Genomic DNA, 25,456 nt, shown 5'->3' on the forward strand with positions numbered 1-25,456 from the left:
TGAGTGCGGTGTGCCGGTCCGTCGACCATTGGAAGTGTTGCGCCTGCAGATTTCTATGCTCGTTCACCGGTGCCCGTGCTGGCCCGCCCAGCGAGCATGAGCGAACAGCACAACCCTGAAGCGATCGCCTACAACTACCACGTGGTGCGGCAATTCACCCTGATGACCCTGTTTTGGGGCGTAATCGGCATGGGTCTTGGGGTGTTCATCGCGGCGCAACTGGTGTGGCCACAGTTGAACTTCGATCTGCCGTGGACCAGCTTCGGGCGGTTGCGGCCCATCCATACCAATCTGGTGATCTTCGCCTTCGGCGGCGGCGCGCTGTTCGCCTCGTCGTTCTACATCGTGCAGCGTACCAGTCACGCCCGGCTGATTTCCGATCGGCTGGCCAGCGTGGTGTTCTGGGGCTGGCAGGCCGCCTGCGTGGCGATGCCGGTCACCTACGCGCTGGGCTACACGACATCCAAGGAATACGCCGAGATGGAGTGGCCGATCGCGCTGTGGGTCACGCTGATCTGGGTGCTCTACGCCTACCTGTTCTTCGGCACCATCGCACGCCGCCGGATCGGCCACATCTATGTCGGCAACTGGTTCTTCGGTGCGTTCATCATCGTCACCGGCATGGTGCACATCATCAACCACGCGCTGATTCCGGTGAGCCTGCTCAAGTCCTACTCGCTTTACTCCGGCGCGACTGACGCGATGGTGCAGTGGTGGTACGGCCACAGCGTGGTGGGCTTCATTCTCTCGGTGGGCTTTCTCGGCATGATGTATTACTTCGTGCCCAAGCAGGCGGGGCGTCCGATCTATTCCTACCGGCTATCGATCGTGCACTTCTGGGCGATCATCTCCATCTACATCTGGGCCGGTCCGCACCACCTGCACTACACCGCGCTGCCGGACTGGGCGCAGAGCCTGGGCATGGCGATGTCGATCATCCTGCTGGCACCGAGCTGGGGCGGCATGATCAACGGCATGATGACCCTGTCGGGCGCCTGGCATAAGTTGCGCACCGACCCGATCCTGCGCTTTCTAGTCGTCTCGCTGGCCTTCTACGGCATGTCCACCTTCGAAGGCCCGATGATGGCGATCAAGACCGTCAACGCCCTGTCGCACTACACCGACTGGACCATCGGCCACGTGCACGCCGGTGCGCTCGGCTGGGTGGCGATGATTTCCATCGGCTCGCTGTACCACCTGATTCCGCGGCTCTGGGGTCGTGAGCAGATGTACAGCGTCGGTCTGATCAACGCGCACTTCTGGCTGGCGACCATCGGCACCGTGCTCTACATCGCCTCGATGTGGGTCAACGGCATCACCCAGGGTCTGATGTGGCGCGCGGTCAACGAGGACGGCACGCTGACCTACTCCTTCGTCGAGGCACTGGAAGCCAGCCATCCCGGTTACCTGGTACGCATGACCGGCGGTGCGATCTTCGCCACTGGCATGTTGCTGATGGCGTTCAATACCTGGCTGACCGTGCGCACTGCGCGCGAAGAGCCACTGACCGGCGTGCCGCCGCTGACCGTGGCCGGCTGACCGTCTCACCGTTTTCCTCACCTGTCCAAGGACGGACTTTTTTATTCGCGCGCCCTCGCGGCGCCCCCCGATCGATCCGCCAAGCAGTAAACATGCACGACTCCCTCAGCCTGTGGTTCCGCTCGTTCATCCCCGCTCCCCTGAATGCTTCACCGAAGGAATGGCTGCGCGCCGCCTTCGGCATTGCCCTGGTCATGCCGCTGGTGTTCTGCGCCGGCTACTGGACCGTCGGCACGCCGCTGACCCTGCAAATCATGGGGCCGGCCGGGGCGTCGGCGGTGCTGGTGTTCGTCGCCTCGTCCAGCCCGTTCGCCCAGCCGTGGGCGCTGATGGCTGGCAATGTGGTCGCCGCGCTGATCGGTATCGGGCTGGGCATGAGCGGCCTGCCGAGTGTGCTTTCGCTGGCGCTGGCGGCCTGTCTGTCGCTGATCTGCCTGTTTTCCCTGCGCTGTCTGCATCCGCCGAGCATCGCGCTGTCGCTGGTGGCGACGGTCGGCGGCGCGGAGGTGCATCAGCTGGGGTTCGCGCTGATCGGCCCGGTGCTGTTCTATTCATTGCTGCTGGTGGCGGTTGCGCTGGTCTACAACAACCTCACCGGGCATCCCTATCCGAAGCCGCGGTTGAGTCGCGAGAACGTCCATCACACCCATGACCTGCCGCCCGGCGAGCGCATGAGCTTCACCCATGACGACGTCGACCAGGCGTTGCGGGAGTTCGGCGAATACGTCGACGTCACCCGCGACGATCTCGAACGCTTGATCAAGCAGACCGAGAAGCACGCGCTGCGCCGCAGCATGGGAGAGATCACCGCAGCGCACGTGATGTCGCGCGATCTGCGCTGGCACACCCCGGATACCTTCATCGAGCAGGCCTGGCAGACGCTGCAGGCACATCGGCTGCGCTCGCTGCCGGTGGTGGAGGGCGACGATCATCGACTGGTCGGCATCGTGACCCAGGTGGATTTGCTCAAGCACTTCCACCCGCAGCCGGGGCGGCTCAGCTTCGGCCAGTTGAACTTCCTGCGCGGCACCAAGCTGCGCGCCATCATGACGTCGCCGGTGGTGTCGGTGACGGCCGATACGCACATGGTCGAGCTGGTCTATCTGCTCTCCGACCGCGGCCTGCACTGCCTGCCGGTGATCGATGCGCAGCAGCGGCTGATCGGCATGATCACCCAGACTGACCTGATCGCCGCGCTGTACCGTAACTGGCTCAAGCATCTGCCGGACTGAGCCGGCGCGCCAATCAGATCTCGTAGTACCAGCGCGACCAGTCGAAGTCGTCGCGGGCCACTTCGCGCAGCAGCTCGATGGCCCTGGCCAGCGCCGGCGACTCGCTGGCGCGGGCGTGGACCAGATAGATCGGGTAGGAAAACTCCGGCGCCTGCTCCACCCGCTTGAGAACGCCGCTCTCCAGATAGCGCTGGACCACGCGGGTACGGAAGTAGCCGCGCCCGCCGCACTGCACCAGATACTGCAGCGCCAGCGGGCCGAGGCCGAACGACAGCGCGGCGCGGGTGTACTCGGGCAACGCCTGGTTGTGCTGCTTGCGGAACGCCGGGCCCCAGTCGACATACAGGTAGGGTGTGGGGTTTTCTGCCTGCACCACCTGGATCAGCTTTTCCTCCAGCAGTTGTTCGATCTGCAGGCCCGGCCAGTATTCCGGCTGGTGCACCAGTGCGGCATCGAGCACGCCGAGGTCGAGCTTCTTCTGCAGCTCCTCGCCACTGCCGACCTCCAGCCGTACCGCATGGCTCGGCAGGCTCTGACGCAGGCGCTGGACCCACGCCAGCATCAGCGGATTGCACAGGCTCACTTCGGAACCGAGAGTCAGCAGCTTACCGCCGCCCTGCGACAGCGGCAGATCGCGCCGTGCGGCTTCCCAGGTCTGCACCAGTTGGTTGGCGTAGGCGACGAAGCGCTCGCCGTCGTCGGTCAGCCGCGCGCCGGCACGGTTGCGCACGAACAGGCGGCAGCCCAGCTGGCTTTCGAGGTTGTGCACCCGCGCGGTCACCGCCGTCTGGGTGATATGCATGCGTTCGGCGGCACCGATGAAGCTGCCGCTGCGGATGATCTCAAGAAAGGTACGGGCAAGATCGATATCCACTAACGCGCCTTCAGTGCAAGAAAAATGATTCGACTGAAGATTGTATAGCGGTCGTGGTGAATTGTGGTTGCTACGTTAGGCTATCAGCCCAAAGTGCCGCTCCGCGTGGGGAGCGGCAGAGCGGGGTTAGTGAGAGGTGCCTTCGGCGAATTCGATCTTGTTGCCGACGTTGTACTTGCCGGAGGGCTTGTTCATCGGCAGGCGCTTGATCTCTTCCAGCGTGTTGGCGTCGTAGACGATCAGGGCGCCGTCCTTATCCCAGACACTGAGCAGGGCGTAGCGACCGTCGTTGGTGAATTCCACGTGGGCGGCGATCTTGCCGGGCATCGGCCGCAGCGTGTGGGCGACTTCCAGGCGCTGCTTGTCGATCAGGTGCACGACATCGTTGTTCGGACCGAAGAACACGTCGGTCCAGGCATAGGGCGAGTTCTGCTGGCTGCGCATGAAGAAGCCCGGACCCTGGGTGGGGATTTCCTTGATCAGCTTCCAGGTTTCCAGATCGAGCACCGAGATCAGCCCCTTGCTGATGTTCGGCGTGGCGAATACCCACTTGCCGTCGCGCTTCCAGTAAATGCCCGAGCCCAGGTGCGGCATGCCCGGCAGCGGGATGTCGGTGACCACCCGGCCGCTGTCCAGTTCGATCACCTGACCGCCGTGGGCCTGACGCGAGGTGGCCAGCAGATGGCTGTAGTCAGGGGTGAAGGAGAAGTCGTCGAGGAAGTCTTTCGCCTTGATCCGCCGCGGCTCGAAGGTCGGCTCGCCGGCGTAGGACAGCTCCCAGGCTTCCTTCACGTCCTTCAGGGCGACCACGAAGCTGTTGCGCGGCGGCGCGGTGTAGACGGCGCTGACCCGCGACGGGGTGCCGTCCTCGGCGACTGCCGGGATGTGCTTGACCAGCGACAGGTCGCGGGCGTCGAGCAGCACCAGATTGCCCGGCAGGTAGTTGCCCACCAGTACCCAGCGGCCGTCGTTGCTGACTGCCAGGTTGCGGGTGTTCAGTCCGGCGCGCACCTCGGCGATCTTGGTCAGGTTGTGCAGGTCGTACTTGCTGATCCAGCCATCACGCGAGGCGAAGTAGACGAAGCGGCCGTCCGGCGAGAACTTCGGCCCGCCATGCAGGGCGAAATGCGACTGGAAGCGTGTCAGCGGCTCGAAGCGGTCGCCGTCGAGGATGGTCACGTGGTGGTCGCCGGCTTCCACCACGACGAACAGGTTCAGCGGATCGGCGCCGTGCTGCGGGGTGGTGGGCAGCTTGGCCAGGTCGGCAAGCATGCGATGGCTGGCGCGGATGTCGGCGTCGCTCCAGCTCGGCGGGGTGGCCGGCGGCTGGTACAGATAGGTCACCAGACTGGCGATCTGCGTTTCGTCCAGCACGCTGGAAAACGCCGCCATCTGGCTGGCCGGGCGCCCGTCGCGGATCACCTTGTGCGCTTCGGTCGGCTTGATCCGTCCGAGGCTTTCGGGCAGCAGGGCCGGGCCGGCGCCGCCCAGGCGGTTGACGCCGTGGCAGCTCTGGCAATGTTGTTCGTACAGCGCCTGGGCCGTATCCGCGGCTTCGGCGGCGGCCGCTCGCGGCACGGCCAGATCGAGTGCGACGAAGGTGGCAGCCGGCAGCGCGGCTGCCAGCAGCAGGGCAGGAATCAGCCGCATACGGCCTCCGATTCGCGAGAAGTTTGACTGCGCAGGCGCGCCGGGTATTCGACCTGCTGGCCGTCGAACAGCCCGACCACCTGACCGATGACCGTCAGGGTCGGCGGCGTCAGGTGTTTTTCATCGGCCATGCTCGGCAGCTGCTTGAGCGTGCAGCGCACCACCTGCTGATCCTGGCGGGTGCCGTTGCCGATCAGCGCGGCGGGGGTGTCCAGCGGCAGGCCGGCGGCAATCAGGTTGCGCGAGATTTCGCCAAGGCTGGCCAGGCCCATGTAGAACACCAGGGTCTGCTTGCCTTCGGCCAGGGCGCTCCAGGGCAGGCGCAGTTCGCCGTTTTCCTGCAGGTGACCGGTGATGAACTGACACGAATGGGCGACATCGCGGTGAGTCAGTGGGATGCCGGCATAGGCGCTGCAGCCGGCGGCGGCGGTGATGCCGGGCACCACCTGGCAGTCGATGCCGCGCTCGAGCAGGTATTCCAGCTCCTCGGCGCCACGGCCGAAGATGAACGGATCGCCACCCTTCAGGCGCACCACGCGCTTGTTCTGCAGCGCCAGCCCGGCCAGCAGTGCGTTGATTTCCGGCTGCGGCAGGCTGTGGTAGCCGCTGGTCTTGCCGACGTAGTGACGGCTGCAGGCGGCGGGCAGCAGGGCCAGCAGGCCGTCGCTGACCAGACGGTCATAGACCACGGCGTCGGCCTGTTGCAGCAGACTCCAGGCGCGCAGGGTGAGCAGGCCGGGATCGCCCGGGCCGGCACCGACCAGGGCGACTTCGCCGGGGGCGAACGCGGCGCTCAGCGAGGCGGGTAGCGTGATTGGCTGGTCCATGGGCTCTCCTGAAAAATTCTCATCGGGCTGCGGTGTGGCGCTACGCGGCACTTGGCGGCCGCTGTAGTGGATCAAATGGCGATGCTGGGAATGCGCTGCGGCGTCGGTAGGCCGATCTCTTCATCGGTCAGGTAGCAGCCGGGGTCTTCGGCCCACAGGTTGCCCTCGGCCCAGGCGCGGGTGCGGGTGTTGCCGTTGCAGATCGACAGCCAGCGGCAATCGGCGCAGCGGCCTTCGACGGCGCGCGGATGCTGGCGCAGCTGCTGCAGCAGCGGTTGCGGGTTGTCCAGCCAGATCTCGCGGAAGCTCTGCTTGCGTACGTTGCCGACGGTGTGCTGCCACCAGTAGGTGTCCGGGTGCACGTCGCCGATGTTGTCGATGTTGGCGATGCCGCTGCCGGAAGCGTTGCCGCCCCAGGCGCGCAGCATGCCCTCGAGACGCGCGGCGTGCTGCGGCAGGTTGGCTGCGACCCACTGCAGCAGCAGGATGGCGTCGGCGTCGTTGTTGCCGCTGACGAAGTCGGTCTCGCGGCCGTTCTGCACATCGTCCCAGGCCTGCTCGAACAGCTGGCGCATGGCGTCGCGGGTCATCTGATGATGGGCGTCGGCCTTGCGACTGCGCTTGCCGCGGCCGCTGTAGTTGAGGTGCGAGAGGTAGAATTTCTGCACGTCATGCTCGCGCATCAGCTCGAGGATGGCCGGCAGTTGCGGGTAGTTGTTCTGCGTCAGGGTAGTGCGCAGGCCGACGCGAATGTCGTGCTGCCGGCACAGGTCGATGGCATGCATGGAGGCGGCGAAGCTGCCCTTGAGCTGGCGCCAGTCGTCGTGCACGGCTTCCAGACCGTCGATGCTGATACCGACGTAGTCATAGCGGGCGGCGACGATCTGCTCGATGTTGCGCTCGTCAATCAGCGTGCCGTTGGTCGACAGCGCAACGAAGAAGCCTTTGTCGCGTGCGTAGTCGGACAGCTCGAAGATGTCCTTGCGCAACAGCGGCTCGCCGCCGGAGAGGATCAGCACGCGCACGCCGGCGGCATGCAGATCGTCGATCACCTTGAACGCTTCGGCGGTTTCCAGCTCGTCACGGAACTCGCTGTCGGCGGAGGTGGCGTAGCAGTGCTTGCAGGTCAGGTTGCAGCGGCGCAGCAGGTTCCAGATCACCACCGGCGGGCGCGCGCCAGCAGTGCTGCGGGCGCCGAGTACGGGAGTGGTCGGCCGGGCCAGGGCGCGCAGGTAATGGCTGATTCTCAACATGAGCGTTTCTCCTCGGGGAGCGCGGGGCTCCGTGGGCACGCCACCCGCGGTGACCTGCCTCGATGGGGTGCAGGATCAACGAGCGCCCGGAGCCTATCCTTGACGAGAAACAATAAAAGACCGGATATGCCGCCACCGCGCCAGGGCGGCGCGACGTGCGGTTGGGAAGAGCGGAGGGCAGGGCCTGGCGCCGGCGCTGTCGCCGGCGCGCAGGGGGCTGTGGCTAGTTGCCGCGCAGCATCAGCAGGATGACGATCAGTGCGATCAGCAGCGGCCAGGCGAGCAGCAGCAGGCGCCACAGGCGCGGCGCGTGGCGCAGCTCCATGAAGCCTTCGGTGATCAGCCAGGCCTTGCCCAGCGCCACCAGCAGAATGGTGCCGCCGAGCAGCAGGGTCGAACCGGCGCTGCCGAGCAGCACGGTGGTGATGGAGAGCAGGGCCAGTCCCAGCCAGCAGCCAACCAGGACTTTTGAAGCGGACATGGCTACCTCGTCAGTTCAGTACGTACACCAGCGGGAACAGCAACACCCAGACCAGATCGACCATGTGCCAGTAGAGCACGCCGGATTCCATCCCACCGTGGTGTTGCGGTGAGTAGGCGCGGCGCCGGCAGCGCTCGGCCATCCAGCCGAGGATCACCATGCCCAGCAGCACGTGCAGGAAATGGAAGCCGGTGAGGATCCAGTAAAGGGTGAAGAAGCGGTTGTGTTCGAGCCCCAGGCCGAGCGACGCCAGATGCCCGTACTCGTTCAGCTTGAGCACCACATAGACGCAGGATGACAGCAGCGCGGCGAGCAGCAGCAGGCCGGCGCGGCCCTGGCGGTCGGCGCGTACCTGCTCGACCGCCAGCGCGGCGAACAGCCCCGAGGTCAGCAGGCTGAGCGTCAGCGCCAGGCCGATGGAGCTGTCCAGCGCCTGCCGGCTTTCGGCGAACATCGCCGGATCGAGCAGCTGGGTCACGGCGAAGGCGACGATCAGCAGGGCGAACACGGTCAGCTCGGCGAGGATGAAGAACCACATCGCCAGGTCGCCCGGCAGCCGCCGAACCGGGCGCGTGAGCACCTCAGCCGAAGTGGACATCGACGACCTCCATAAGCGCGGCGACGGTTTGCGGGTCGTCCGACAGCGGCTCGGCGAGACAGGCCAGGCAGGCCTGACGCGGCGTCATGCCGGAGCGGATCATGCGGGCGGTGAAGATCAGCAGGCGCGTGGAGGCGACTTCCTCCAGGTCGTGCTGCTCGAGCCGGCGCAGTGCCTGGCCGAGCTTGACCACCTGCGCGGCGAGCGCGGCATCGACCTGGGCCTCGTTGGCGACGATGCGCTCTTCCTCGGCCTGCGGCGGATAGTCGAAGCGCATGGCGACGAAGCGCTGGCGGGTACTGGGCTTCATGCCCTTGAGCAGATTCTGGTAACCGGGGTTGTACGACACCACCAGCATGAAGCCCGGCGTGGCCTTGAGCGCCTCGCCGGTGCGTTCGATGAACAGCTCGCGGCGGTCGTCGGCCAGCGGGTGCAGCACCACGGCGGTGTCCTGGCGTGCCTCGACCACTTCATCGAGGTAGCAGATGCCGCCTTCACGCACTGCCCGGGTCAGCGGGCCGTCCTGCCACCAGGTGCCTTGCGCGCCGATCAGGTGACGGCCGACGAGGTCGGCGGCGGAGAGGTCGTCATGGCAGGCCACGGTATACAGCGGCAATCCCAGACGATGCGCCATGTGCTGCACGAAGCGGGTCTTGCCGCAACCGGTCGGTCCCTTGATCAGCACGGGCATGCCGTGTTGCCAAGCCTGCTCGAACAACGCCTGTTCGTTGCCCAGGGGCTGATAGAACGGCGCGTCGGGAGTGTCGGCAACTACGGTCAGTCTTTCGGGCGCATTCACGGGCAATACCTCACTGCGGTAGTCGGTTAATCACGAACGACAAACTACCGCCCGCATCGCTGCCCCTCAAGGCATCCGCCGGCAAAGCTTGATCGCGGTCAAGCCCCGCTCGAATTGGTCGCCGCCGGTCAGGCATTTGCTACTCGCAGCGCCAGATGCCGGGCTATCGTCGCCCCCGCGACAAGGCGTCACGCCTAGGGGGTGTCGGGGGGTCTCTTGATTGCCGTCAAGCGCTCGGCGATTTGGGCTCTCCTAGGATGCAACCGCACCAATTAATCACTGGAATTGCCGCACCGCCGTCACTTAGCAGGAATCGCATGAGGCGATTCAGAGGAGAAAACGTATGCGCAAACCACTACTGGCCGGACTTGTCGCCGGCTTTTCGCTGCTTGCTCTGGGCGTGGCCCAGGCGCAGGACACAGCAGAAGACAAAGCCCAGGCCGCTTATAAGGGCCAAGCATCGACCGTCGACCCAGCCAGTGCGCAGGTCGTGCGTTCTCCGGGCGCGCCGGATCTGAGCGCCGGTGAGTTCGAGCAGGCCAAGGAAATCTACTTCCAGCGCTGCGCCGGCTGCCACGGCGTGCTGCGTAAAGGCGCCACCGGCAAGCCGCTGACCCCGGACATCACCCAGGAGCGCGGCCAGGCCTATCTGGAAGCGCTGATCACCTACGGTTCGCCGGCGGGTATGCCCAACTGGGGCACCTCGAACGCGCTGACCAAGGACCAGATCACCTTGATGGCCAAGTACATCCAGCACACCCCGCCGACTCCGCCGGAGTGGGGCATGGCCGAGATGAAGAATTCCTGGAAGGTCCTGGTCAAGCCGGAAGATCGTCCGAAGAAGCAGATGAACGATCTCGACCTGCCGAACCTGTTCTCCGTCACCCTGCGTGACGACGGCAAGATCGCGCTGATCGACGGCGAAACCAAGAAGATCGTCAAGACCATCGACACCGGCTACGCCGTGCACATTTCGCGCATGTCGGCCTCCGGCCGCTACCTGCTGGTAATCGGTCGTGACGCCAAGATCGACATGATCGACCTGTGGGCCAAGGAGCCGACCAAGGTCGCCGAGATCAAGGTAGGTATCGAGGCTCGTTCGGTCGAGACTTCCAAGTACAAGGGCTACGAGGACAAGTACGTCATCGCCGGCGACTACTGGCCGCCGCAGTTCACCATCATGGACGGCGAGACCCTGCAGCCGCTGCAGATCGTCTCCACCCGTGGCATGACTGTGGACAAGCAGGAATACCACCCGGAACCGCGCGTCGCGGCGATCATCGCCTCGCACGAGCATCCCGAGTTCATCGTCAACGTCAAGGAAACCGGCAAGATTCTGCTGGTCAACTACAAGGACATCGACAACCTCACCACCACCAGCATCAACGCCGCGCCGTTCCTGCATGACGGTGGCTGGGACAGCACGCACCGCTACTTCATGACGGCCGCCAACAACTCCAACAAGGTTGCGGTGGTCGACTCCAAGGAGCGCAAGCTGAGCGCGCTGGTCGAAGTCGGCAAGATCCCGCACCCGGGTCGTGGCGCCAACTTCAACCACCCGAAATACGGTCCGGTCTGGGCCACCAGCCACTTGGGCGACGAGAGCATCTCGTTGATCGGTACCGATCCGAAGAACCACCCGCAGTACGCGTGGAAGCACGTCGACACCCTGAAGGGCCAGGGCGGTGGTTCGCTGTTCATCAAGACCCATCCGAAGTCCAAGCACCTGTACCTGGATACCACCTTCCACCCGGATGCCAAGGTCAGCCAGTCGGCCGCGGTGTTCGACATCAGCAACCTGGAAGCGGGCTTCAAGGTTCTGCCGATCGGCGAGTGGGCCGGTCTGAAGGACGGTGCCAAGCGCGTCGTGCAGCCTGAGTACAACGAGGCCGGCGACGAGGTGTGGTTCTCGGTGTGGAGTGGTCAGGAAGAGGAGTCGGCCATCGTGGTGGTTGACGACAAGACCCTGAAACTCAAAACAGTGATCAAGGACAAAAGGTTGATTACCCCAACCGGTAAATTTAACGTCCACAACACTCAGTACGACGTTTACTGAGTTTAGCCCCGGGGGCGGGCCTCAAGATCCGCCCCTTCTTTAGCCTTGAGGAAGTACTCATGAAGAAAGTTCTGCTCCCGCTGCTCGCCCTTGGCGGCGCTCTGGCCCTGCAGCCAGCGCTGGCCCAGGACGGCGAAGCGCTGTTCAAGAGCAAGCCCTGCGCGGCCTGCCACAGCGTCGACGCCAAACTGGTCGGCCCGGCTCTGAAGGAAGTGGCAGCGAAGAATGCCGGCGTTGATGGCGCCGTCGATACGCTGGCCGCCAGCATCAAGAACGGCAGCCAAGGCAAGTGGGGCCCGATCCCGATGCCGCCAAATGCCGTGACCGAAGAAGAAGCCAAGGCCCTGGCTACCTGGGTCCTGAGTCTCAAGTAACACCCCTGGAGGACGCCATGACCCGCTCCCGACACGCAGTATCACGTTTGGGGCTGACCCTGGCGTCCCTCCTCCTGATTCCTGCGGCCCTGGCCGCGGCGCCCGCCGCCGAACGCCAGGCGCAACTCGAGCATCTGCTCCTGCAGGACTGTGGCTCCTGCCACGGCCTGCGCATGACCGGCGGCCTCGGCCCGGCGCTGACCCGCGACGCGCTTGCCGGCAAACCCCGCGACAGCCTGATCGCCACCGTCACCCACGGTCGTCCCGGTACCGCCATGCCCGGCTGGAAGGCCCTGCTCGACGAGCAGGACATCGCCTGGCTGGTCGATCTGCTTCTGCAAGGATATCCAAAGCCATGAACCGTCCGTCTTTGCTGCTGGCCGCGGCCTGCCTGTTGCTTGGCGCCTGTGCGCAACAACCGCTGCGTGGCAGCGGCGATCTCGGCGTGATCGTCGAGCGCGCCACCGGCAGCCTGCAAATCATCGAGAGCAGCGGTCAGACCCGCTTGGCACGGGTCGAGGGCTTGGGCGATCTGTCCCACGCCTCGGTGGTGTTTTCCCGCGATCAGCGCTTCGCCTATGTGTTCGGCCGCGACGGCGGGCTGACCAAGGTCGATCTGCTCGAACAGCGCATCGACAAGCGCGTGGTGCAGGCTGGCAACAGCATCGGCGGTGCGATCAGCCAGGACGGCGCGCTGATCGCCGTCGGCAACTACGAGCCGGGTGGCGTCAAGGTATTCGACGCCCAGACGCTCGAGCTGGTTGCCGACGTTCCGGCCACGCCGCTGGCCGATGGCAGCCGCAATTCGCGGGTAGTCGGCGTCACCGACGTGCCCGGCAAGCGTTTCATCTACAGCCTGTTCGATACCAACGAAACCTGGCTGCTGGATTTCAGTCAGGGCAACACCCCGAAGATCACGCGTTTCGACAACATCGGCAAACAACCCTACGACGCTTTGCTGACGCCCGAAGGCCGCTATTACATCGCCGGCCTGTTCGGCGAAGACGGCATGGGCAAGATCGATCTGTGGCACCCGGAGAAGGGCGTCGAGCGCATTCTCGATGGCTACGGTCGCGGGCAGGAAAAACTGCCGGTCTACAAGATGCCGCATCTGGAAGGCTGGACCGTCGCCGGTAACCAGACCTTCGTCCCGGCCATCGGCCAGCACCGCGTGCTGGTGATGGATTCGCAGAACTGGAAGCAGACCGACGCCATCGATGTCGCCGGTCAGCCGGTGTTCGTTATGGCACGGCCCGATGCGCGGCAGATCTGGGTCAACTTCGCCCACCCGGACAACCACCGGATTCAGGTCATCGACAGCGAAACGCACAAGATCATCGCCGACCTCGAGCCGGGACCCGCGGTGCTGCACATGGAATTCACCGCACGCGGCGACCAGCTCTGGCTGTCGGTGCGCGACGGCAATGAAGTCCAGGTGTGGGACCCGTACCGCCTGCAATTGCTCAAGCGCCTGCCGGCCGAAAGCCCGAGCGGCATCTTCTTCAGCAGTCGCGCACACGAGACGGGGCTGTGACCATGATGATCGACGATCTCAGCCGCCGCCTGATCGACCGCTATCAGCACGGCATGCCCCTGTGCGCCGAACCCTATCGCGCCATGGCCGACGAGCTAGGCTGCGACGAGAGCGAGGTGCTGGCGCGCCTGGAACAGCTGCAGGAGTTCGGCGGCCTGTCGCGGATCGGTCCGGTGTTCGAGCACAGCCGTGCCGGCGCCAGCACCCTGGTCGCGCTGGCCGTGCCGCAAGCACGGCTGGAACAGGTTGCTGCGCGCATCAGCGCCTTTCCCGAGGTCAACCACAACTATCTGCGCGAGCATCACTACAACCTGTGGTTCGTGCTGACCGGCCCGGACCGCCCGCATCTCGATCGCCTGCTGGCCGAGATTGAGGCCGATACCGGCCTGGTGCCGCTTGACCTGCCGATGCTGCATGCCTACCGCATCGATCTCGGCTTCCCGTTGGGAGAACCGTCATGAGCATTGCGCTGAACGATCTGCAGGCGATGCACCTGCGCCGCCTGCTGGAGGCCGGCCTGCCGCTGGCGGCACGGCCCTATCGACAGCTCGCCGAGCAGATCGGCAGCAGCGAGGAGCAGGTGCTTGACCAGGTCCGGCGCTGGCAGGAGGACGGCTTGTTCCGCCGTGTCGGGCTGGTGCTCAAGCATCGCGCGCTGGGTTTTCGGGCTAACGCCATGCTGGTGCTGGATATCCCCGATGCCGAAGTCGATGAGATCGGTCGCCGGCTCGGCCTGGCTGCCGGCGTCAATCTTTGCTACCAGCGCCCGCGGCGGCTGCCGCAGTGGCCGTACAACCTGTTCTGCATGGTTCACGGACGGGAGCGCGAGCAGGTCTGCCAGCTGATCGAGACGCTGCTCGCCGAGCATGGCCTCAGCGAGGTGCCGCACCAGTTGCTGTTCAGCACCCGCGCCTATAAACAGTGCGGCGGCCGTTACGCCCCGCCGCTGGTCAGAGAGGCTGCGCATGGATGATTTCGACCGCCAGCTGATCAACCGCCTGCAGCATGGTCTGCCACTGGTACGGCAGCCGTGGCAAGCGCTGGCCGAGGAGCTTGGCAGCAGTTCCGAGGCGCTGCGCGCACGCGTGCAGGCGCTGCTCGACGACGGCACGCTGACCCGCTTCGGTCCGATGTTCGATATCGAGCGCCTGGGCGGCGCCTTCACCCTGGCGGCTTTGTCCGTCCCTGAGGAGCGCTTCGACGAGGTGGCGGCAATCCTCGACGCCATGCCGGAGGTTGCGCACAACTACCGGCGCGAGCACGCCTGGAACATGTGGTTCGTGCTCGGCTGCGCGACCCCTGAGGGGATCGCCGAAACCATCGCGCGGATCGAGGCGCAGACCGGCTTGCCGGTGCTCAACCTGCCGAAGGAGGAGACCTATCATGTCGGATTGCACTTCCCCGTCTGACGCCCAATTGCAGCGACGTCTGGTCGAACTCACCGAGGCCGGGTTGCCGCTGGTCGACGATCCCTGGGCCTGGCTGGCCGACGAGCTGGGGCTGGAGGTGGATGCGACGCTCGCCTTGCTGCAGCGCCTGCAGGCGGCAGGAGCGATCCGTCGCATCGCCGCCGTACCCAACCACTACCGGCTGGGTTACCGGCACAACGGCATGACCGTCTGGGATGTCGACGATGCCGAGATGGCCCGCCTCGGCCCGCTGATCGGCGCCCAGGCATTCGTCAGTCACTGCTACCGGCGGCCACGCCGCGACGGTTGGCGCTACAACCTCTTCGCGATGGTGCATGGGCGCGACGCGCGGGACATCGACGCCTATCGCAACCAGATCCGTGCGCTGCTCGGCGAAGCCTGCCGAGCGGACGAGATGCTGGTGTCCAGCCGCATCCTGAAGAAGACCGGCCTGCGCGTGGCCGCCCAGCGCGGCGCCTGAGCGTCGGGCTTAAGCCAGGCCGGCGCACCCACTGCCGGCTGCTCTGGCATCGGAGCTGGCGCATTTTTGCGCAGGCGCCGGCTGATTTTCCCTTCGTGTAATGCCCGACTGTTGTGTTCAGGTTTTTCTTGATTGCCATCAAGCACGTTTCGATAGGCGCCTTCTTAAACTGGCCACGCCAAGCCATGAGGAGGCGACCATGTCCGAGACCTTCACCAAGGGGATGGCCAGGAATATTTACTTCGGGGGAAGCGTGTTCTTCTTCCTGGTATTCCTAGGCCTGACCTATCACACAGAACAGACCTTTCCCGAGCGATCCAACGAGTCGGAAATCACCGAGGCGGTGGTGCGCGGCAAGGCGGTCTGGGAAAACAACAACTGCATCGGCTGTCACAGCCTGCTTGGTGAGGGCGCCTACTTCGCGCCGGAGCTGGGCAACGTGTTCGTCCGTCGCGGTGGCGAAGAGGCCTTCAAGCCTTTCCTGCACGCCTGGATGAAGGCTCAGCCCCTTGGGGCACCGGGTCGTCGCGCCATGCCGCAGTTCAACCTGACCGAACAGCAAGTAGACGATATGGCGGAGTTCCTCAAGTGGACTTCGAAAATCGACACCAACAACTGGCCGCCAAACAAGGAAGGTTGAGTTGATGAACGTCTTTGTTTCCGAATCCTTAGGAGGGCTACGAGATGGGCATCATTAATCCGCATCTCAAATTCCAATCGCAGGCTGTTGCCAAACCTTACTTCGTGTTTGCGCTGATGCTGTTCGTCGGCCAGATTCTGTTCGGTCTGATCATGGGTCTGCAGTACGTGGTGGGTGACTTCCTGTTCCCGCTGCTGCCATTCAACGTGGCCCGTATGGTCCACACCAACCTGCTGATCGTCTGGCTGCTGTTCGGCTTCATGGGCGCGGCCTACTACCTCATTCCCGAGGAAGCGGATCGCGAACTGCATAGCCCCAAACTGGCCATCATCCTGTTCTGGGTGTTTGCCGCCGCGGGCGTGCTGACGATTCTCGGCTACCTGTTCGTGCCCTACGCCGGTCTGGCAGAGCTGACTCACAACGAACTGCTGCCGACGATGGGACGCGAGTTCCTCGAGCAACCGACGATCACCAAGATCGGTATCGTAGTGGTGGCCCTGGGCTTCCTCTACAACATCGGTATGACCATGCTCAAAGGTCGCAAGACCGTGGTCAGCACGGTCATGATGACCGGTCTGGTCGGCCTGGCGGTGTTCTTCCTGTTCTCCTTCTACAACCCGGAAAACCTGGCGCGCGACAAGTACTACTGGTGGTTCGTGGTGCACCTGTGGGTGGAGGGCGTGTGGGAACTGATCATGGGTTCGATGCTGGCCTTCGTCCTGATCAAGATCACCGGCGTTGACCGTGAAGTGATCGAGAAGTGGCTGTACGTGATCATCGCCATGGCTCTGATCACCGGCATCATCGGTACTGGTCACCACTTCTTCTGGATCGGTGCGCCGACCGTGTGGCTGTGGCTGGGTTCGATCTTCTCCGCTCTGGAACCGCTGCCGTTCTTCGCCATGGTGCTGTTCGCCTTCAACATGGTGAACCGTCGCCGCCGCGAGCACCCGAACCGCGCTGCCGCGATCTGGGCAATGGGCACTACCGTGACTGCGTTCCTCGGTGCCGGCGTGTGGGGCTTCCTGCACACCCTGGCTCCGGTGAACTACTACACCCACGGTTCGCAGCTCACTGCCGCTCACGGTCACCTGGCGTTCTACGGTGCCTACGCGATGATCATCATGACCATGATCAGCTACGCCATGCCGCGTCTGCGTGGCCTCGGTGAAGCGCCGGATGCTCGTGCGCAGACCGTGGAGATCTGGGGCTTCTGGCTGATGACCATCTCGATGGTGCTGATCACCCTGTTCCTCACCGCTGCAGGCGTGGTACAGGTCTGGCTGCAACGCATCCCGGCAGATGGCGCCGCCATGTCGTTCATGAACACTACTGACCAGCTGGCCATCTTCTTCTGGCTGCGCCTGGTGGCTGGTGTGTTCTTCTTGATCGGCCTGATCTGCTACCTGTACAGCTTCAAGCAGCGTGGCCGGGTAACGGTCGCCTCGACAGCCGCCACCGCGGCCTGAGACGAAGCGTAGCGATGACCGACGGCCCGGCTGGTACTAGCGGGCCGTTTCGCTTTTCAAATGCTTGTACGGAGTAACCCGCCATGGCCTTTACCATCGAAGTGGAAGAGTGGGTCGGCAGCGTCTGGCACCGCTTCATCACCCGCCGCGCCAGCCCGGATTTCCCCGAGGCGTGCGTCGAGCTGGAAAGCATGCAGCGCTCGTTGGCCCTGCTGTTTCGCGCGATGGGCGGGGCCAGCGGTGTCGGTGTCGAAGCCGCCGCCGCGCGGGATATGCTGCTGCGGCGCAACCTGCTGCAACAGGTCGCCGGCACCTGCAAACAATTGCCGGTGGCCTGGTGCGATCGCAACAACCTTCGGCTTCCGCAAAGCCTCTCGGTGTACCCCGAGGCCGCGCTGAACCAGGATCTCTACCGCTGGCTGGCGCTGCTCGCAGCGCAGGCCGGTGAGATGCGCCACTGGGCGCGTGACAACCAGCGCTGGACGCAGCAGCTGCTGGAACAATTTCCCGCCATGCGCCCACGCTATCAGCGACTGGTCGAGGCCCATCTGGCACTGCGTCCCGATCCTGACCAGCTGCCCAAGGGCGAGGCCGCGCTGGAACGGGCGTTGTGCCAGGCGCTGCGCGAGCCCGGCAGCGTCAGCCAGTTCCCGCGCAGCGAGCGCGCGCCCTGGCCGCTCCCGCTGTGGCTGTACCCGGCGGAAAATCTCGGCGAGCCGCAGGCTGCCGACCGTGGTGAAGACGGTGAGGGCAATCTGGAAACCCCGCCGGGTGGCGAATCGCGCCAGCGCAAGCGCGCCAAGCGCGTCGAGGAAAGCACCAGCAAGGGCGGGCTGCTGCTGTTCCGCCTGGAAAACCTGTTCAGCTGGTCCGAACACGTCGAACTGGATCGCTGCGGCGACGATACCGAGGATCTGGATGCCGCGCGCGTCGCCGAGGATCTCGACGAGCTGGCGCTGTCGCGCCAGCGCATGCGCCAGGGCGGCGGGCTCAAGCTCGATCTGGACTTGCCGGCAGCCGATTTCGATGACGTGCCGCTGGGCGAGGGCATCAAGCTGCCCGAGTGGGATTACCGCAAGCAAACCCTGCAGAAGGACTTCGTCAACCTGCAGATGATGCTGCCGCGCGGCTCGGAGGCCAAACCGCTGCCGCTGCATCTGGCGCCGCTGGCACGCCGTCTGCGCCGGCAGTTCGAGCACCTGCGCAATGATCGTCAGTGGCTGCGCCAGCAACCGCAGGGCTCGGAGCTGGATCTGCAGGCCTGGCTGGACTTCCACGTCGAGCGGCAGAACGGCCAGTGCGCCGAGCGTGGGCTGTTCATGGAGCAGCGGCAGAATCGTCGCGACCTGGCTTGTCTGCTGCTGGCCGACCTGTCGATGTCCACCGATGCGCACCTGGACAACGAGCACCGGGTGATCGACGTGATCACCGACAGCCTGCTGCTGTTCGGCGAGGCGCTGTCGGCGGTCGGCGACCAGTTCGCGCTCTACGGTTTTTCCTCGCTGCGCCGTCAGCAGGTGCGCATGCAGGAGCTGAAGAGCTTCCGCCAGCCCTATGGCGACGAGACCCGCGGACGCATCCAGGCGCTCAAGCCCGGTTACTACACCCGCATGGGCGCGGCGATTCGCCAGGCCACCGAGCTGCTCGGCAACTGCAAGCAGCGGCGCAAGCTGTTGCTGCTGGTGACCGACGGCAAGCCCAACGATCTGGATCTCTATGAGGGTCGCTATGGCGTCGAGGACACCCGCCAGGCGGTGATGGAAGCGCGCAAGCAGGGCCTGCTGCCGTTCTGCATCACCATCGACCGCGAGGCCGGCGACTACCTGCCCTACATGTTCGGCGCCAACGGCTACACGCTGATCAAGGAGCCGCAGCAGCTGCCGTTCCGCCTGCCGCAGCTGTACAAGCAGCTGACCCAGCCGTAGCGCAACGCGGAACGGGCGGTTGCGGCCGCGCCACGTGATTCGTTCGATGTGGAAAACGACAGAGCCGGGCAAAGCCCGGCTCTGTCGTTACGGTGGTCGGCGTCAGAACGCCAGGTTGGCAGACAGCCAGAGCCGCCGCCCTTCGGGGATGTAGCCGGAGGTCGAGCGGGTGCTGTGGCTGTACTCGCTGACGTAGTCCAGGCCGTTGCTGCCGATGTAGGCGTCGCTGCGCAGGAAGTCCTTGTCGAGCAGGTTGTAGATGGCAGCCTGCAGGGTCAGGTTCTGGCTGGCGCGATAGCTGGCGCCGAGGTGGAACAGGCTGTACGCGCCCAGTTCGTTGCCGACCTGATCGTAGACGGCCGCATCGTCACCGCTGAGCGTCGAGCGGGCATCGAGGAAGCGCAGGGTTTCGCTGCGGTATTCGTACGCCAGCCAGGTCTTCAGGCGGTCGGTGGCCTGCCAGTTCAGACGCGCGTTGAGCATGTGGTCAGGCGTGTTGGTCAGCGGCCGGCCTTTGTTGTCGCCACTCTTCTGCTCGCTCTCGGTGTAGGTGTAGTTGGCATTGATCCACCAGGCGTCGGCCAGCGGAATGCGGGTCGCCAGTTCGATGCCCTGGGTCTTCGCCTCGCCGACGTTGACCTGCTGGCTGTAGACGCTCTGGCCAGTGCCGGCCAGCCACTGGCAGCCGCCGGCACCGGGCGTGGTGGCACAGTTGATGTCCGGCCCGGACATGATCTTGTCCTTGAACTCGGTGTAGAACAGCGTGCCGTTGGCGTTGAAGCCGGCGAGGTTGTCGTAGTACAGGCCGAATTCGTAGCTGGTGGATTGCTCCGGGTCAAGGTCGGGGTTGCCCAGGGTCAGGGTGCGGCCCTGGCGTGTCACGCCGTTGATGCCGTCATGCAGGTCGTTGATCGCCGGTGCGCGGTAGCCCTTGCTCACGCCGCCCTTCATGGTCCAGTTGTCGTTGGTGTTCCACACCAGATAGGTGCGCGGAGTGATCTGCCCGCCGAACTCCTCGTGGTCGTCGTAGCGCGCGCCGACGGTGAGGGCGAGGTCGTCGCGGATGCGCCACTCGTTCTCGGCGAACAGCGCCCAGGTGGTCTGCTCGAAGGTGTCCAACGCGATGCCGTCGTCCAGTTCGGCCTCCCACCACTGGCCGCCGAGCGTCAGCAGGTTGGCCTCGCCGAGAGGCATCACCAGCTTGCTGTCGAACACCAGGTTGGTGGCCTTCAGTTCGCGATCAGACCCGGCGATCACCCCGGGCAGTACGGCATTGGTGGGGTTGCCGAGAGTACCGGGGTTGGTACGGCCGATGGTTTCGGTGGTGTTGCGCATCAGGCTCGAATCCAGCGTGCCGAAGGCGAAACGCCCGGTGTGCGTCAGCGTCGCCGATTCGCGCTCGAAACGCAGTTCGTCGCGGTAGCCCCAGGCGCTGGTGGACGCCGTGGTGCAGTCGTCCTGATCGAGCCCGTCCAGGCTGCCGAGCTGGCAGTTGTCGTTGCCGTAGGTCTGGATCGAGCGATCCAGGTCCAGGGAAATGTCGTGATCCTGGTTGGGGGTGAAGGCCAGCCGGCCACCGGCGCTCCAGTTCTCGGCTTCCACCGGCGACGGGCCACGGGTACTCAGTGGCAGGTGTGAATCGGAGAATTCCAGGCTGGCGCTATCGCGGTCGTAGAAACTGCCGCGCAGCGCCAGGCCCAGCTTGTCGTCGATCAGCGGGCCGCTGCTGTAGAAGTTGATCTTCGAGCTATCGCCGTAGTCGCTGTGCTCCTGCACGGTATGCTCGACGCCAACCGAAGAGGCCCATTCCTTGCCGACCTTGCGGGTGATGATGTTGACCACCCCGCCGAGCGCATCGGAGCCGTAGAGGGTGGACATCGGACCGCGGATGACCTCGATCCGCTCGATCGCCGAGGGCGGCGGCATGAAGCTGGTGGAGGTTTCACCGAAGCCGTTGGGCGCAACGTCGCCGGGAGCATTCTGGCGGCGGCCGTCGATGAGGATCAGTGTGTATTCGCTGGGCATGCCGCGGATACTGATGTTCAGTCCGCCGGTCTTGCCGGTGTTGCCATGCACGTCCACGCCTTCGACGTCCTGCAGTGCTTCGGCGATGCTGCTGAAGCGCTTTTCCTGCAGCTCTTCCCGAGTGATCACGCTGATGCTCGCTGGCGCCTCGGTGATCTTCTGCTCGAAGCCGGTGGCGCTGACAACCATGCTGTCCAGCGTGACCGGAGAAGACTGGGCCATGACACCAAGACTGCTGCCGAGCAGGGCGGCGGCGAGGGCGGTACGGGCAAAGGGAACGGACATGCGAACTCCTATCGATGCGCAGTGCAATTTTGCGGCGCATGATAATTACTCGCAGTTGATATGTTGCATCATTCGCGCCTGAGAAGTGCTCTCTTAAACGCTCTTGCACGCTACAAGCCGCGTGACACGCGGGCTTGCAGCGTTGTAAGAAATTGTTGCGATGGTTCGCTGGTACCTGCCGTCAGGGCAGCTGCACCTCAATCGTGCCGTCGGCAGTGACGCTGATCTCACGGGTGCCGGCTTCGATCTCCGGTGTAGGCATGGCGTCCCGGCTGAACTTCATCGACGCACTGCGCATCTCCGGCTGGTAACCACCGCCACTGCCGAGGTTCAGGTTGACCAGACGATAGCCCGAGCCGCCCAGCGCTTCGGTAGCCAGCTTTGCGCGGGCGCGAAAGGCCGCCACGGCATCCTTGAGCAGTGCATCCTCGTTCTGCTTGCGGATCGGATCGGACACGCTGAAACGCATGTCGCCCATCTTCAGGCTCTTCATCAGCTCGCCGGTCAGCTGCGACAGCGCCGCGAAATCGCTGCTCTCCAGTCGTAGCTCGGCCCGCTCGCGCCAGCCGACGATACGCTGGCCCTTGTCGTCATAGACCGGGTAGCTGCTGCGGCTGCCCTGGCTGACGATCACGCCCTTGGCCTGGCGGGCCTGCCGCAGCGCCTGATTCAGCGAGTGGGTAGTCTGCGCGGCAAGCTGGGCTGGATCCTCATGCTGTGCTTCGCTGTAGAGGGTGACGTGCATGCGGTCGTGCGCCACTTCGCTGCTGACTTCGGCGCGCAGCGAGACCTGGTTGTAGCGTGGTTCCGTGGCGCCAGCCGGCAGGCTGGCGCAGCTGGCGAGAACGGCCAACAGAACGGTGGTGCGAGAGATGGGGTAGTACATGAACGCTCCTGGGCTTGAACGCCGGCGATCGCGACGGCAAGTGGAAACTGTAACCGTGACCAACGTTCCGTGCAGCGAATCTCTGCGTCGCGTTGCCGCATGGAGATTGTCCGACGGGTGGCTTGGTTATACTCGGCGCATCTTTGGAGACTCCATGTACGCATCCGTTCAGCTGCTTTCGGCCAGCCGTCAGAACCTTCGGCTTCTGATTCTGATACGTGTCCTCGTGCTGGCTGCGCAGGCCGGTGCGGTGGGGCTCGCCTACGCGACCCAGGCGTTGACTCTGCCTTGGGTAGCGCTGGGCATCACGCTCGCGATCTCCGGCCTGCTGTGTCTTGGCGCGGCGCTGCGCCTGCGCGGCCCCTGGCCGGTGACCGAGCTGGAATATGCCGTGCATCTCGGCTTCGATCTGCTGATCCACAGCGCCCTGCTGTATTACTCGGGGGGCTCGACCAACCCCTTCGTCTCCTACTATCTGGTACCGCTGACCATCGCGGCCGCGACGCTGCCGTGGCTGTATACCCTGGTGCTGGCCGGGCTCGCGCTGGCGGGTTACACGCTGATGCTGGTGTGGTACGACCCGATCACCCTGCCATCGGTTGAACGCGCGACGCTGCTGGTCTATGGCATGTGGCTGAGCTTCGCGCTGGCTGCCGCGCTGATCACCTTCTTCGTTGCGCGCATGGGCGAGCAGTTGCGCAGACAGGCGCAACTGCAGGCCCAACGCCGCGAGGAAAGCCTGCGCGATCAGCAGCTGCTGGCCGTCGCCACCCAAGCCGCCGGCGCCGCTCATGAACTTGGCACGCCGTTGGCGACCATGAGCGTGCTGCTCAAGGAGCTGCGCCAGGAGTACAAGGAGCCGCAGTTGAACGAGGATCTGAGCCTGCTGCAGTCGCAGGTGCAGCTGTGCAAGGAGAGTTTGCGTCAGCTGGTGCGCGCCGCCGAAGCCGACCGGCGTCAGGCGATCGTCGAGCAGACGGCGCGCGAATGGGTCGACGCGGTGCTGCAGCGCTGGCATCTGATGCGTCCGGAGGCGACCTATCGCTTCCAGTGTGTCGGCCGTGGCAGCGCGCCGCGCCTGATGCCGCCGGCCGACCTCAGCCAGTCGTTGCTCAACCTGCTGAACAATGCCACCGACGCCAGTCCTGAGGACCTGGACATCCGCCTGGACTGGGATGCGCAATGGATCAAACTGACCATCCGCGATCATGGCGCGGGGGTTCCGCTGGCCATCGCAGAGCAGATCGGCCGCCCCTTCATCACCACCAAGGGCAAAGGTTTCGGCCTCGGCCTGTTCCTCAGCCAGGCTAGCGTGACGCGCGCCGGCGGAACGGTGAAGCTCTACAATCACGAAGAAGGTGGCACACTTACCGAACTGCGCCTGCCGCATGGTTCGGTGCGCGCCTGACCTGATCGTGACCCCATTGCGAGGAATGCATACATGACCGACGAGTTGCAGCACGAGGGCGAAGAACAACCCCACCTGCTACTGGTAGATGACGATCCGACGTTCACTCGCGTGATGGCCCGGGCCATGAGCCGCCGCGGCCTGCGGGTGAGCATCGCTGGCTCGGCCGACGAGGGGCTGGCACTGGCCCGCCAGGACATCCCGGATTACGCCGTGCTCGACCTGAAGATGGAAGGCGATTCGGGGCTGGTGCTGCTGCCCAAACTGCTCGAACTCGACGCCGAGATGCGCGTGCTGATCCTCACGGGTTACTCGAGCATTGCCACCGCGGTAGAGGCGATCAAGCGCGGTGCCTGCAACTACCTGTGCAAGCCGGCCGATGCCGACGACGTGCTGGCCGCACTGCTGTCGCAGCATGCCGATCTCGACAGTCTGGTGCCGGAAAACCCGATGTCGGTCGACCGCCTGCAGTGGGAACACATCCAGCGCGTGCTCAACGAGCATGACGGCAACATCTCGGCGACGGCGCGCGCCCTCGGCATGCATCGCCGTACCTTACAGCGCAAGCTGCAGAAGCGTCCGGTCCGGCGTTAAACCCGGCCGCGACGCGGCAGCACTGCTGTCGAAGCTCCAGTTCCCGACGCGGAAGCGTTTACCATAGGCGGCCTCTTCACCAACGAGTCCGCCCATGTTCCCTGTCGTCGTCCAGACCCTGAGCGTCACCGCCCCGGTATTCGCCATGCTGTTTCTTGGCGTGGTGCTCCGGCGCGTCGGCTGGATCGATGCAGCGTTCGTCAACACCGCCTCGGCGTTGGTGTTCAAGGGCACCATGCCGACCCTGATGTTCATCTCGATCCTCAAGGCCGACCTGAACACCGCCCTGCAGCCGGCCTTGCTCGGCTACTTCGTGCTGGCGACCATCGCCACGTTCGCCGTGGCCTGGGGTTGGGCAATCTGGCGCTGTCCGCGGGTGGAGCGCGGAGTCTTTGTGCAGGGCGCGTTTCGCGGTAACAACGGCATCGTCGGCTTGGCACTGGCAGCCAGCCTGTACGGCGACTACGGCCTGTCCGCCGGCAGCGTGCTGGCGGGCGTGGTGATCCTGCTCTACAACAGCCTGTCGGCGCTGATCCTGGCGCTCTACAGCGCAGGTGCACGGCCCGATGCGCGCGCGATTCTCATCAGCATCGCGCGCAACCCGCTGATCATCGGGGTCGTTTCGGCCATTCCGTTCGCCTACTGGCGGGTCGCATTGCCGGGCTGGCTGATGACGTCCGGTCAATACTTCGCGCAGATGACGCTGCCATTGGCGCTGATCTGTATTGGCGCGACGTTGTCGCTGGCGGCGTTACGCGACAGTAGCGGGATCGCTCTGAGTTCGAGCCTGATGAAAATGGTCTGGCTGCCGCTACTGGCCACGCTCGGCGCCTGGGCCTGCGGGTTTCGGGGCGCCGAACTGGGCATCCTGTTCCTCTATTTCGCCAGCCCAACGGCGGCGGCGAGCTTCGTGATGGCACGCGCGGTCGATGCCAACCATCAGCTGGCGGCCACCATCATCGTCATCACCACCCTGATGGCCGCTTTGAGCATCAATGCCGGCCTGTTCCTGCTCGGCGGGCTGGGCTGGATCTAGCGCGACCGCGAGTGACGCTGTGATCGTGATCGGCTTTTCGGCCATCGGTGGGTGGCGATCGCGCTAATCGCCCAACAGCGC

General features: G+C 64.8%; 25 protein-coding genes. 16 read left to right on the forward strand and 9 right to left on the reverse strand.

The genetic code is table 11. The annotated features are described in order from the left end of the window. Positions 1-96 precede the first annotated feature (96 nt). Positions 97-1,539 carry a cytochrome-c oxidase, cbb3-type subunit I gene (gene ccoN, locus AC0ZJQ_RS03970; protein WP_008567003.1) on the forward strand — a complete coding sequence of 481 codons (1,443 nt, stop codon included), beginning with the start codon at positions 97-99 and terminating at the stop codon, positions 1,537-1,539. Positions 1,540-1,631: 92 nt separating this feature from the next. Then, a complete protein-coding gene (locus AC0ZJQ_RS03975) occupies positions 1,632-2,771 on the forward strand; it encodes an HPP family protein (RefSeq protein WP_155551531.1) in 1,140 nt (379 codons plus the stop codon). 13 nt (positions 2,772-2,784) lie between these two features. Here AC0ZJQ_RS03975 and AC0ZJQ_RS03980 read toward each other — a convergent pair whose 3' ends face one another. From AC0ZJQ_RS03980 to AC0ZJQ_RS04010, 7 genes are all read right to left on the reverse strand, one after another. Next, complete coding sequence (locus AC0ZJQ_RS03980) at positions 2,785-3,645, reverse strand: LysR family transcriptional regulator (protein WP_008567001.1); 861 nt, start codon at positions 3,643-3,645, stop codon at positions 2,785-2,787. Positions 3,646-3,771: 126 nt separating this feature from the next. After that, positions 3,772-5,295 (reverse strand): nitrite reductase, encoded by a 1,524-nt coding sequence (locus AC0ZJQ_RS03985; RefSeq protein WP_008567000.1) that lies wholly within the window; start codon positions 5,293-5,295, stop codon positions 3,772-3,774. Further along, the gene (cobA, locus tag AC0ZJQ_RS03990; protein WP_155551532.1) at positions 5,286-6,122 is read right to left on the reverse strand and encodes a uroporphyrinogen-III C-methyltransferase; all 837 of its coding nucleotides are present in this window, start codon (positions 6,120-6,122) and stop codon (positions 5,286-5,288) included. The genes AC0ZJQ_RS03985 and cobA overlap by 10 nt, the downstream gene beginning before the upstream one ends. Before the next feature lie 71 nt (positions 6,123-6,193). Further along, a complete protein-coding gene (gene nirJ, locus AC0ZJQ_RS03995) occupies positions 6,194-7,375 on the reverse strand; it encodes a heme d1 biosynthesis radical SAM protein NirJ (protein WP_155551533.1) in 1,182 nt (393 codons plus the stop codon). 223 nt (positions 7,376-7,598) lie between these two features. Then, complete coding sequence (locus AC0ZJQ_RS04000) at positions 7,599-7,856, reverse strand: cytochrome C oxidase subunit IV family protein (RefSeq protein ID WP_003287403.1); 258 nt, start codon at positions 7,854-7,856, stop codon at positions 7,599-7,601. A gap of 10 nt (positions 7,857-7,866) precedes the next feature. Beyond that, on the reverse strand, positions 7,867-8,454 hold the full coding sequence (locus AC0ZJQ_RS04005) for a cytochrome c oxidase subunit 3 (protein WP_003287401.1): 588 nt from the start codon (positions 8,452-8,454) through the stop codon (positions 7,867-7,869). Then, positions 8,438-9,253, reverse strand: a complete 816-nt coding sequence (locus AC0ZJQ_RS04010; RefSeq protein ID WP_314019747.1) for a CbbQ/NirQ/NorQ/GpvN family protein — start codon at positions 9,251-9,253, stop codon at positions 8,438-8,440. Before AC0ZJQ_RS04010 ends, AC0ZJQ_RS04005 begins: the two co-directional genes overlap by 17 nt. Before the next feature lie 343 nt (positions 9,254-9,596). On the opposite strand from AC0ZJQ_RS04010, the gene nirS reads away from it, so the two are divergent. The 11 genes from nirS to AC0ZJQ_RS04065 all read left to right on the forward strand — a co-directional run bounded on the left by nirS (position 9,597) and on the right by AC0ZJQ_RS04065 (position 19,141). After that, positions 9,597-11,309: a nitrite reductase gene (gene nirS, locus AC0ZJQ_RS04015; RefSeq protein WP_003287399.1), complete on the forward strand. Its 1,713-nt coding sequence runs from the start codon at positions 9,597-9,599 to the stop codon at positions 11,307-11,309. 59 nt (positions 11,310-11,368) lie between these two features. Continuing rightward, on the forward strand, positions 11,369-11,683 hold the full coding sequence (locus AC0ZJQ_RS04020) for a c-type cytochrome (RefSeq protein ID WP_003287397.1): 315 nt from the start codon (positions 11,369-11,371) through the stop codon (positions 11,681-11,683). A 17-nt stretch (positions 11,684-11,700) separates the two neighbouring features. Further along, positions 11,701-12,042, forward strand: coding sequence for a c-type cytochrome (locus AC0ZJQ_RS04025; protein WP_054093554.1), 342 nt, complete (start codon positions 11,701-11,703; stop codon positions 12,040-12,042). After that, on the forward strand, positions 12,039-13,217 hold the full coding sequence (locus AC0ZJQ_RS04030; RefSeq protein ID WP_003287394.1) for a cytochrome D1 domain-containing protein: 1,179 nt from the start codon (positions 12,039-12,041) through the stop codon (positions 13,215-13,217). Before AC0ZJQ_RS04025 ends, AC0ZJQ_RS04030 begins: the two co-directional genes overlap by 4 nt. 2 nt (positions 13,218-13,219) lie before the next feature. Further along, positions 13,220-13,678 (forward strand): Lrp/AsnC family transcriptional regulator, encoded by a 459-nt coding sequence (locus AC0ZJQ_RS04035; protein ID WP_036997452.1) that lies wholly within the window; start codon positions 13,220-13,222, stop codon positions 13,676-13,678. Then, positions 13,675-14,190, forward strand: a complete 516-nt coding sequence (gene ahbB / locus AC0ZJQ_RS04040; protein ID WP_003287392.1) for a siroheme decarboxylase subunit beta — start codon at positions 13,675-13,677, stop codon at positions 14,188-14,190. Before AC0ZJQ_RS04035 ends, ahbB (AC0ZJQ_RS04040) begins: the two co-directional genes overlap by 4 nt. Next, entirely contained in the window at positions 14,183-14,626 is a 444-nt protein-coding gene (locus AC0ZJQ_RS04045) for an Lrp/AsnC family transcriptional regulator (protein ID WP_003287391.1), read from the forward strand. Before ahbB (AC0ZJQ_RS04040) ends, AC0ZJQ_RS04045 begins: the two co-directional genes overlap by 8 nt. After that, positions 14,601-15,107, forward strand: coding sequence for a siroheme decarboxylase subunit beta (gene ahbB, locus AC0ZJQ_RS04050; protein WP_036997450.1), 507 nt, complete (start codon positions 14,601-14,603; stop codon positions 15,105-15,107). Before AC0ZJQ_RS04045 ends, ahbB (AC0ZJQ_RS04050) begins: the two co-directional genes overlap by 26 nt. Before the next feature lie 199 nt (positions 15,108-15,306). Continuing rightward, a complete protein-coding gene (locus tag AC0ZJQ_RS04055) occupies positions 15,307-15,747 on the forward strand; it encodes a c-type cytochrome (RefSeq protein ID WP_008567342.1) in 441 nt (146 codons plus the stop codon). 44 nt (positions 15,748-15,791) lie between these two features. Next, positions 15,792-17,216, forward strand: coding sequence for a cbb3-type cytochrome c oxidase subunit I (locus AC0ZJQ_RS04060; protein WP_008567341.1), 1,425 nt, complete (start codon positions 15,792-15,794; stop codon positions 17,214-17,216). 83 nt (positions 17,217-17,299) lie between these two features. After that, a complete protein-coding gene (locus tag AC0ZJQ_RS04065; RefSeq protein ID WP_003287386.1) occupies positions 17,300-19,141 on the forward strand; it encodes a nitric oxide reductase activation protein NorD in 1,842 nt (613 codons plus the stop codon). Positions 19,142-19,243: 102 nt separating this feature from the next. Here AC0ZJQ_RS04065 and AC0ZJQ_RS04070 read toward each other — a convergent pair whose 3' ends face one another. Together AC0ZJQ_RS04070 and AC0ZJQ_RS04075 are read right to left on the reverse strand one after the other, a co-directional pair. Further along, the gene (locus AC0ZJQ_RS04070; protein ID WP_167136026.1) at positions 19,244-21,451 is read right to left on the reverse strand and encodes a TonB-dependent receptor domain-containing protein; all 2,208 of its coding nucleotides are present in this window, start codon (positions 21,449-21,451) and stop codon (positions 19,244-19,246) included. A gap of 181 nt (positions 21,452-21,632) precedes the next feature. Beyond that, positions 21,633-22,337 (reverse strand): SIMPL domain-containing protein, encoded by a 705-nt coding sequence (locus AC0ZJQ_RS04075; RefSeq protein ID WP_167136028.1) that lies wholly within the window; start codon positions 22,335-22,337, stop codon positions 21,633-21,635. A gap of 154 nt (positions 22,338-22,491) precedes the next feature. On the opposite strand from AC0ZJQ_RS04075, the gene AC0ZJQ_RS04080 reads away from it, so the two are divergent. The 3 genes from AC0ZJQ_RS04080 to AC0ZJQ_RS04090 all read left to right on the forward strand — a co-directional run bounded on the left by AC0ZJQ_RS04080 (position 22,492) and on the right by AC0ZJQ_RS04090 (position 25,375). Further along, entirely contained in the window at positions 22,492-23,745 is a 1,254-nt protein-coding gene (locus AC0ZJQ_RS04080; RefSeq protein WP_476477362.1) for an ATP-binding protein, read from the forward strand. A 33-nt stretch (positions 23,746-23,778) separates the two neighbouring features. After that, positions 23,779-24,339, forward strand: coding sequence for a response regulator transcription factor (locus tag AC0ZJQ_RS04085; protein ID WP_003287379.1), 561 nt, complete (start codon positions 23,779-23,781; stop codon positions 24,337-24,339). A gap of 94 nt (positions 24,340-24,433) precedes the next feature. Continuing rightward, complete coding sequence (locus AC0ZJQ_RS04090) at positions 24,434-25,375, forward strand: AEC family transporter (RefSeq protein ID WP_476477363.1); 942 nt, start codon at positions 24,434-24,436, stop codon at positions 25,373-25,375. Positions 25,376-25,456 lie beyond the last annotated feature (81 nt).

Source organism: Stutzerimonas sp. 21-1, from assembly GCF_056336065.1.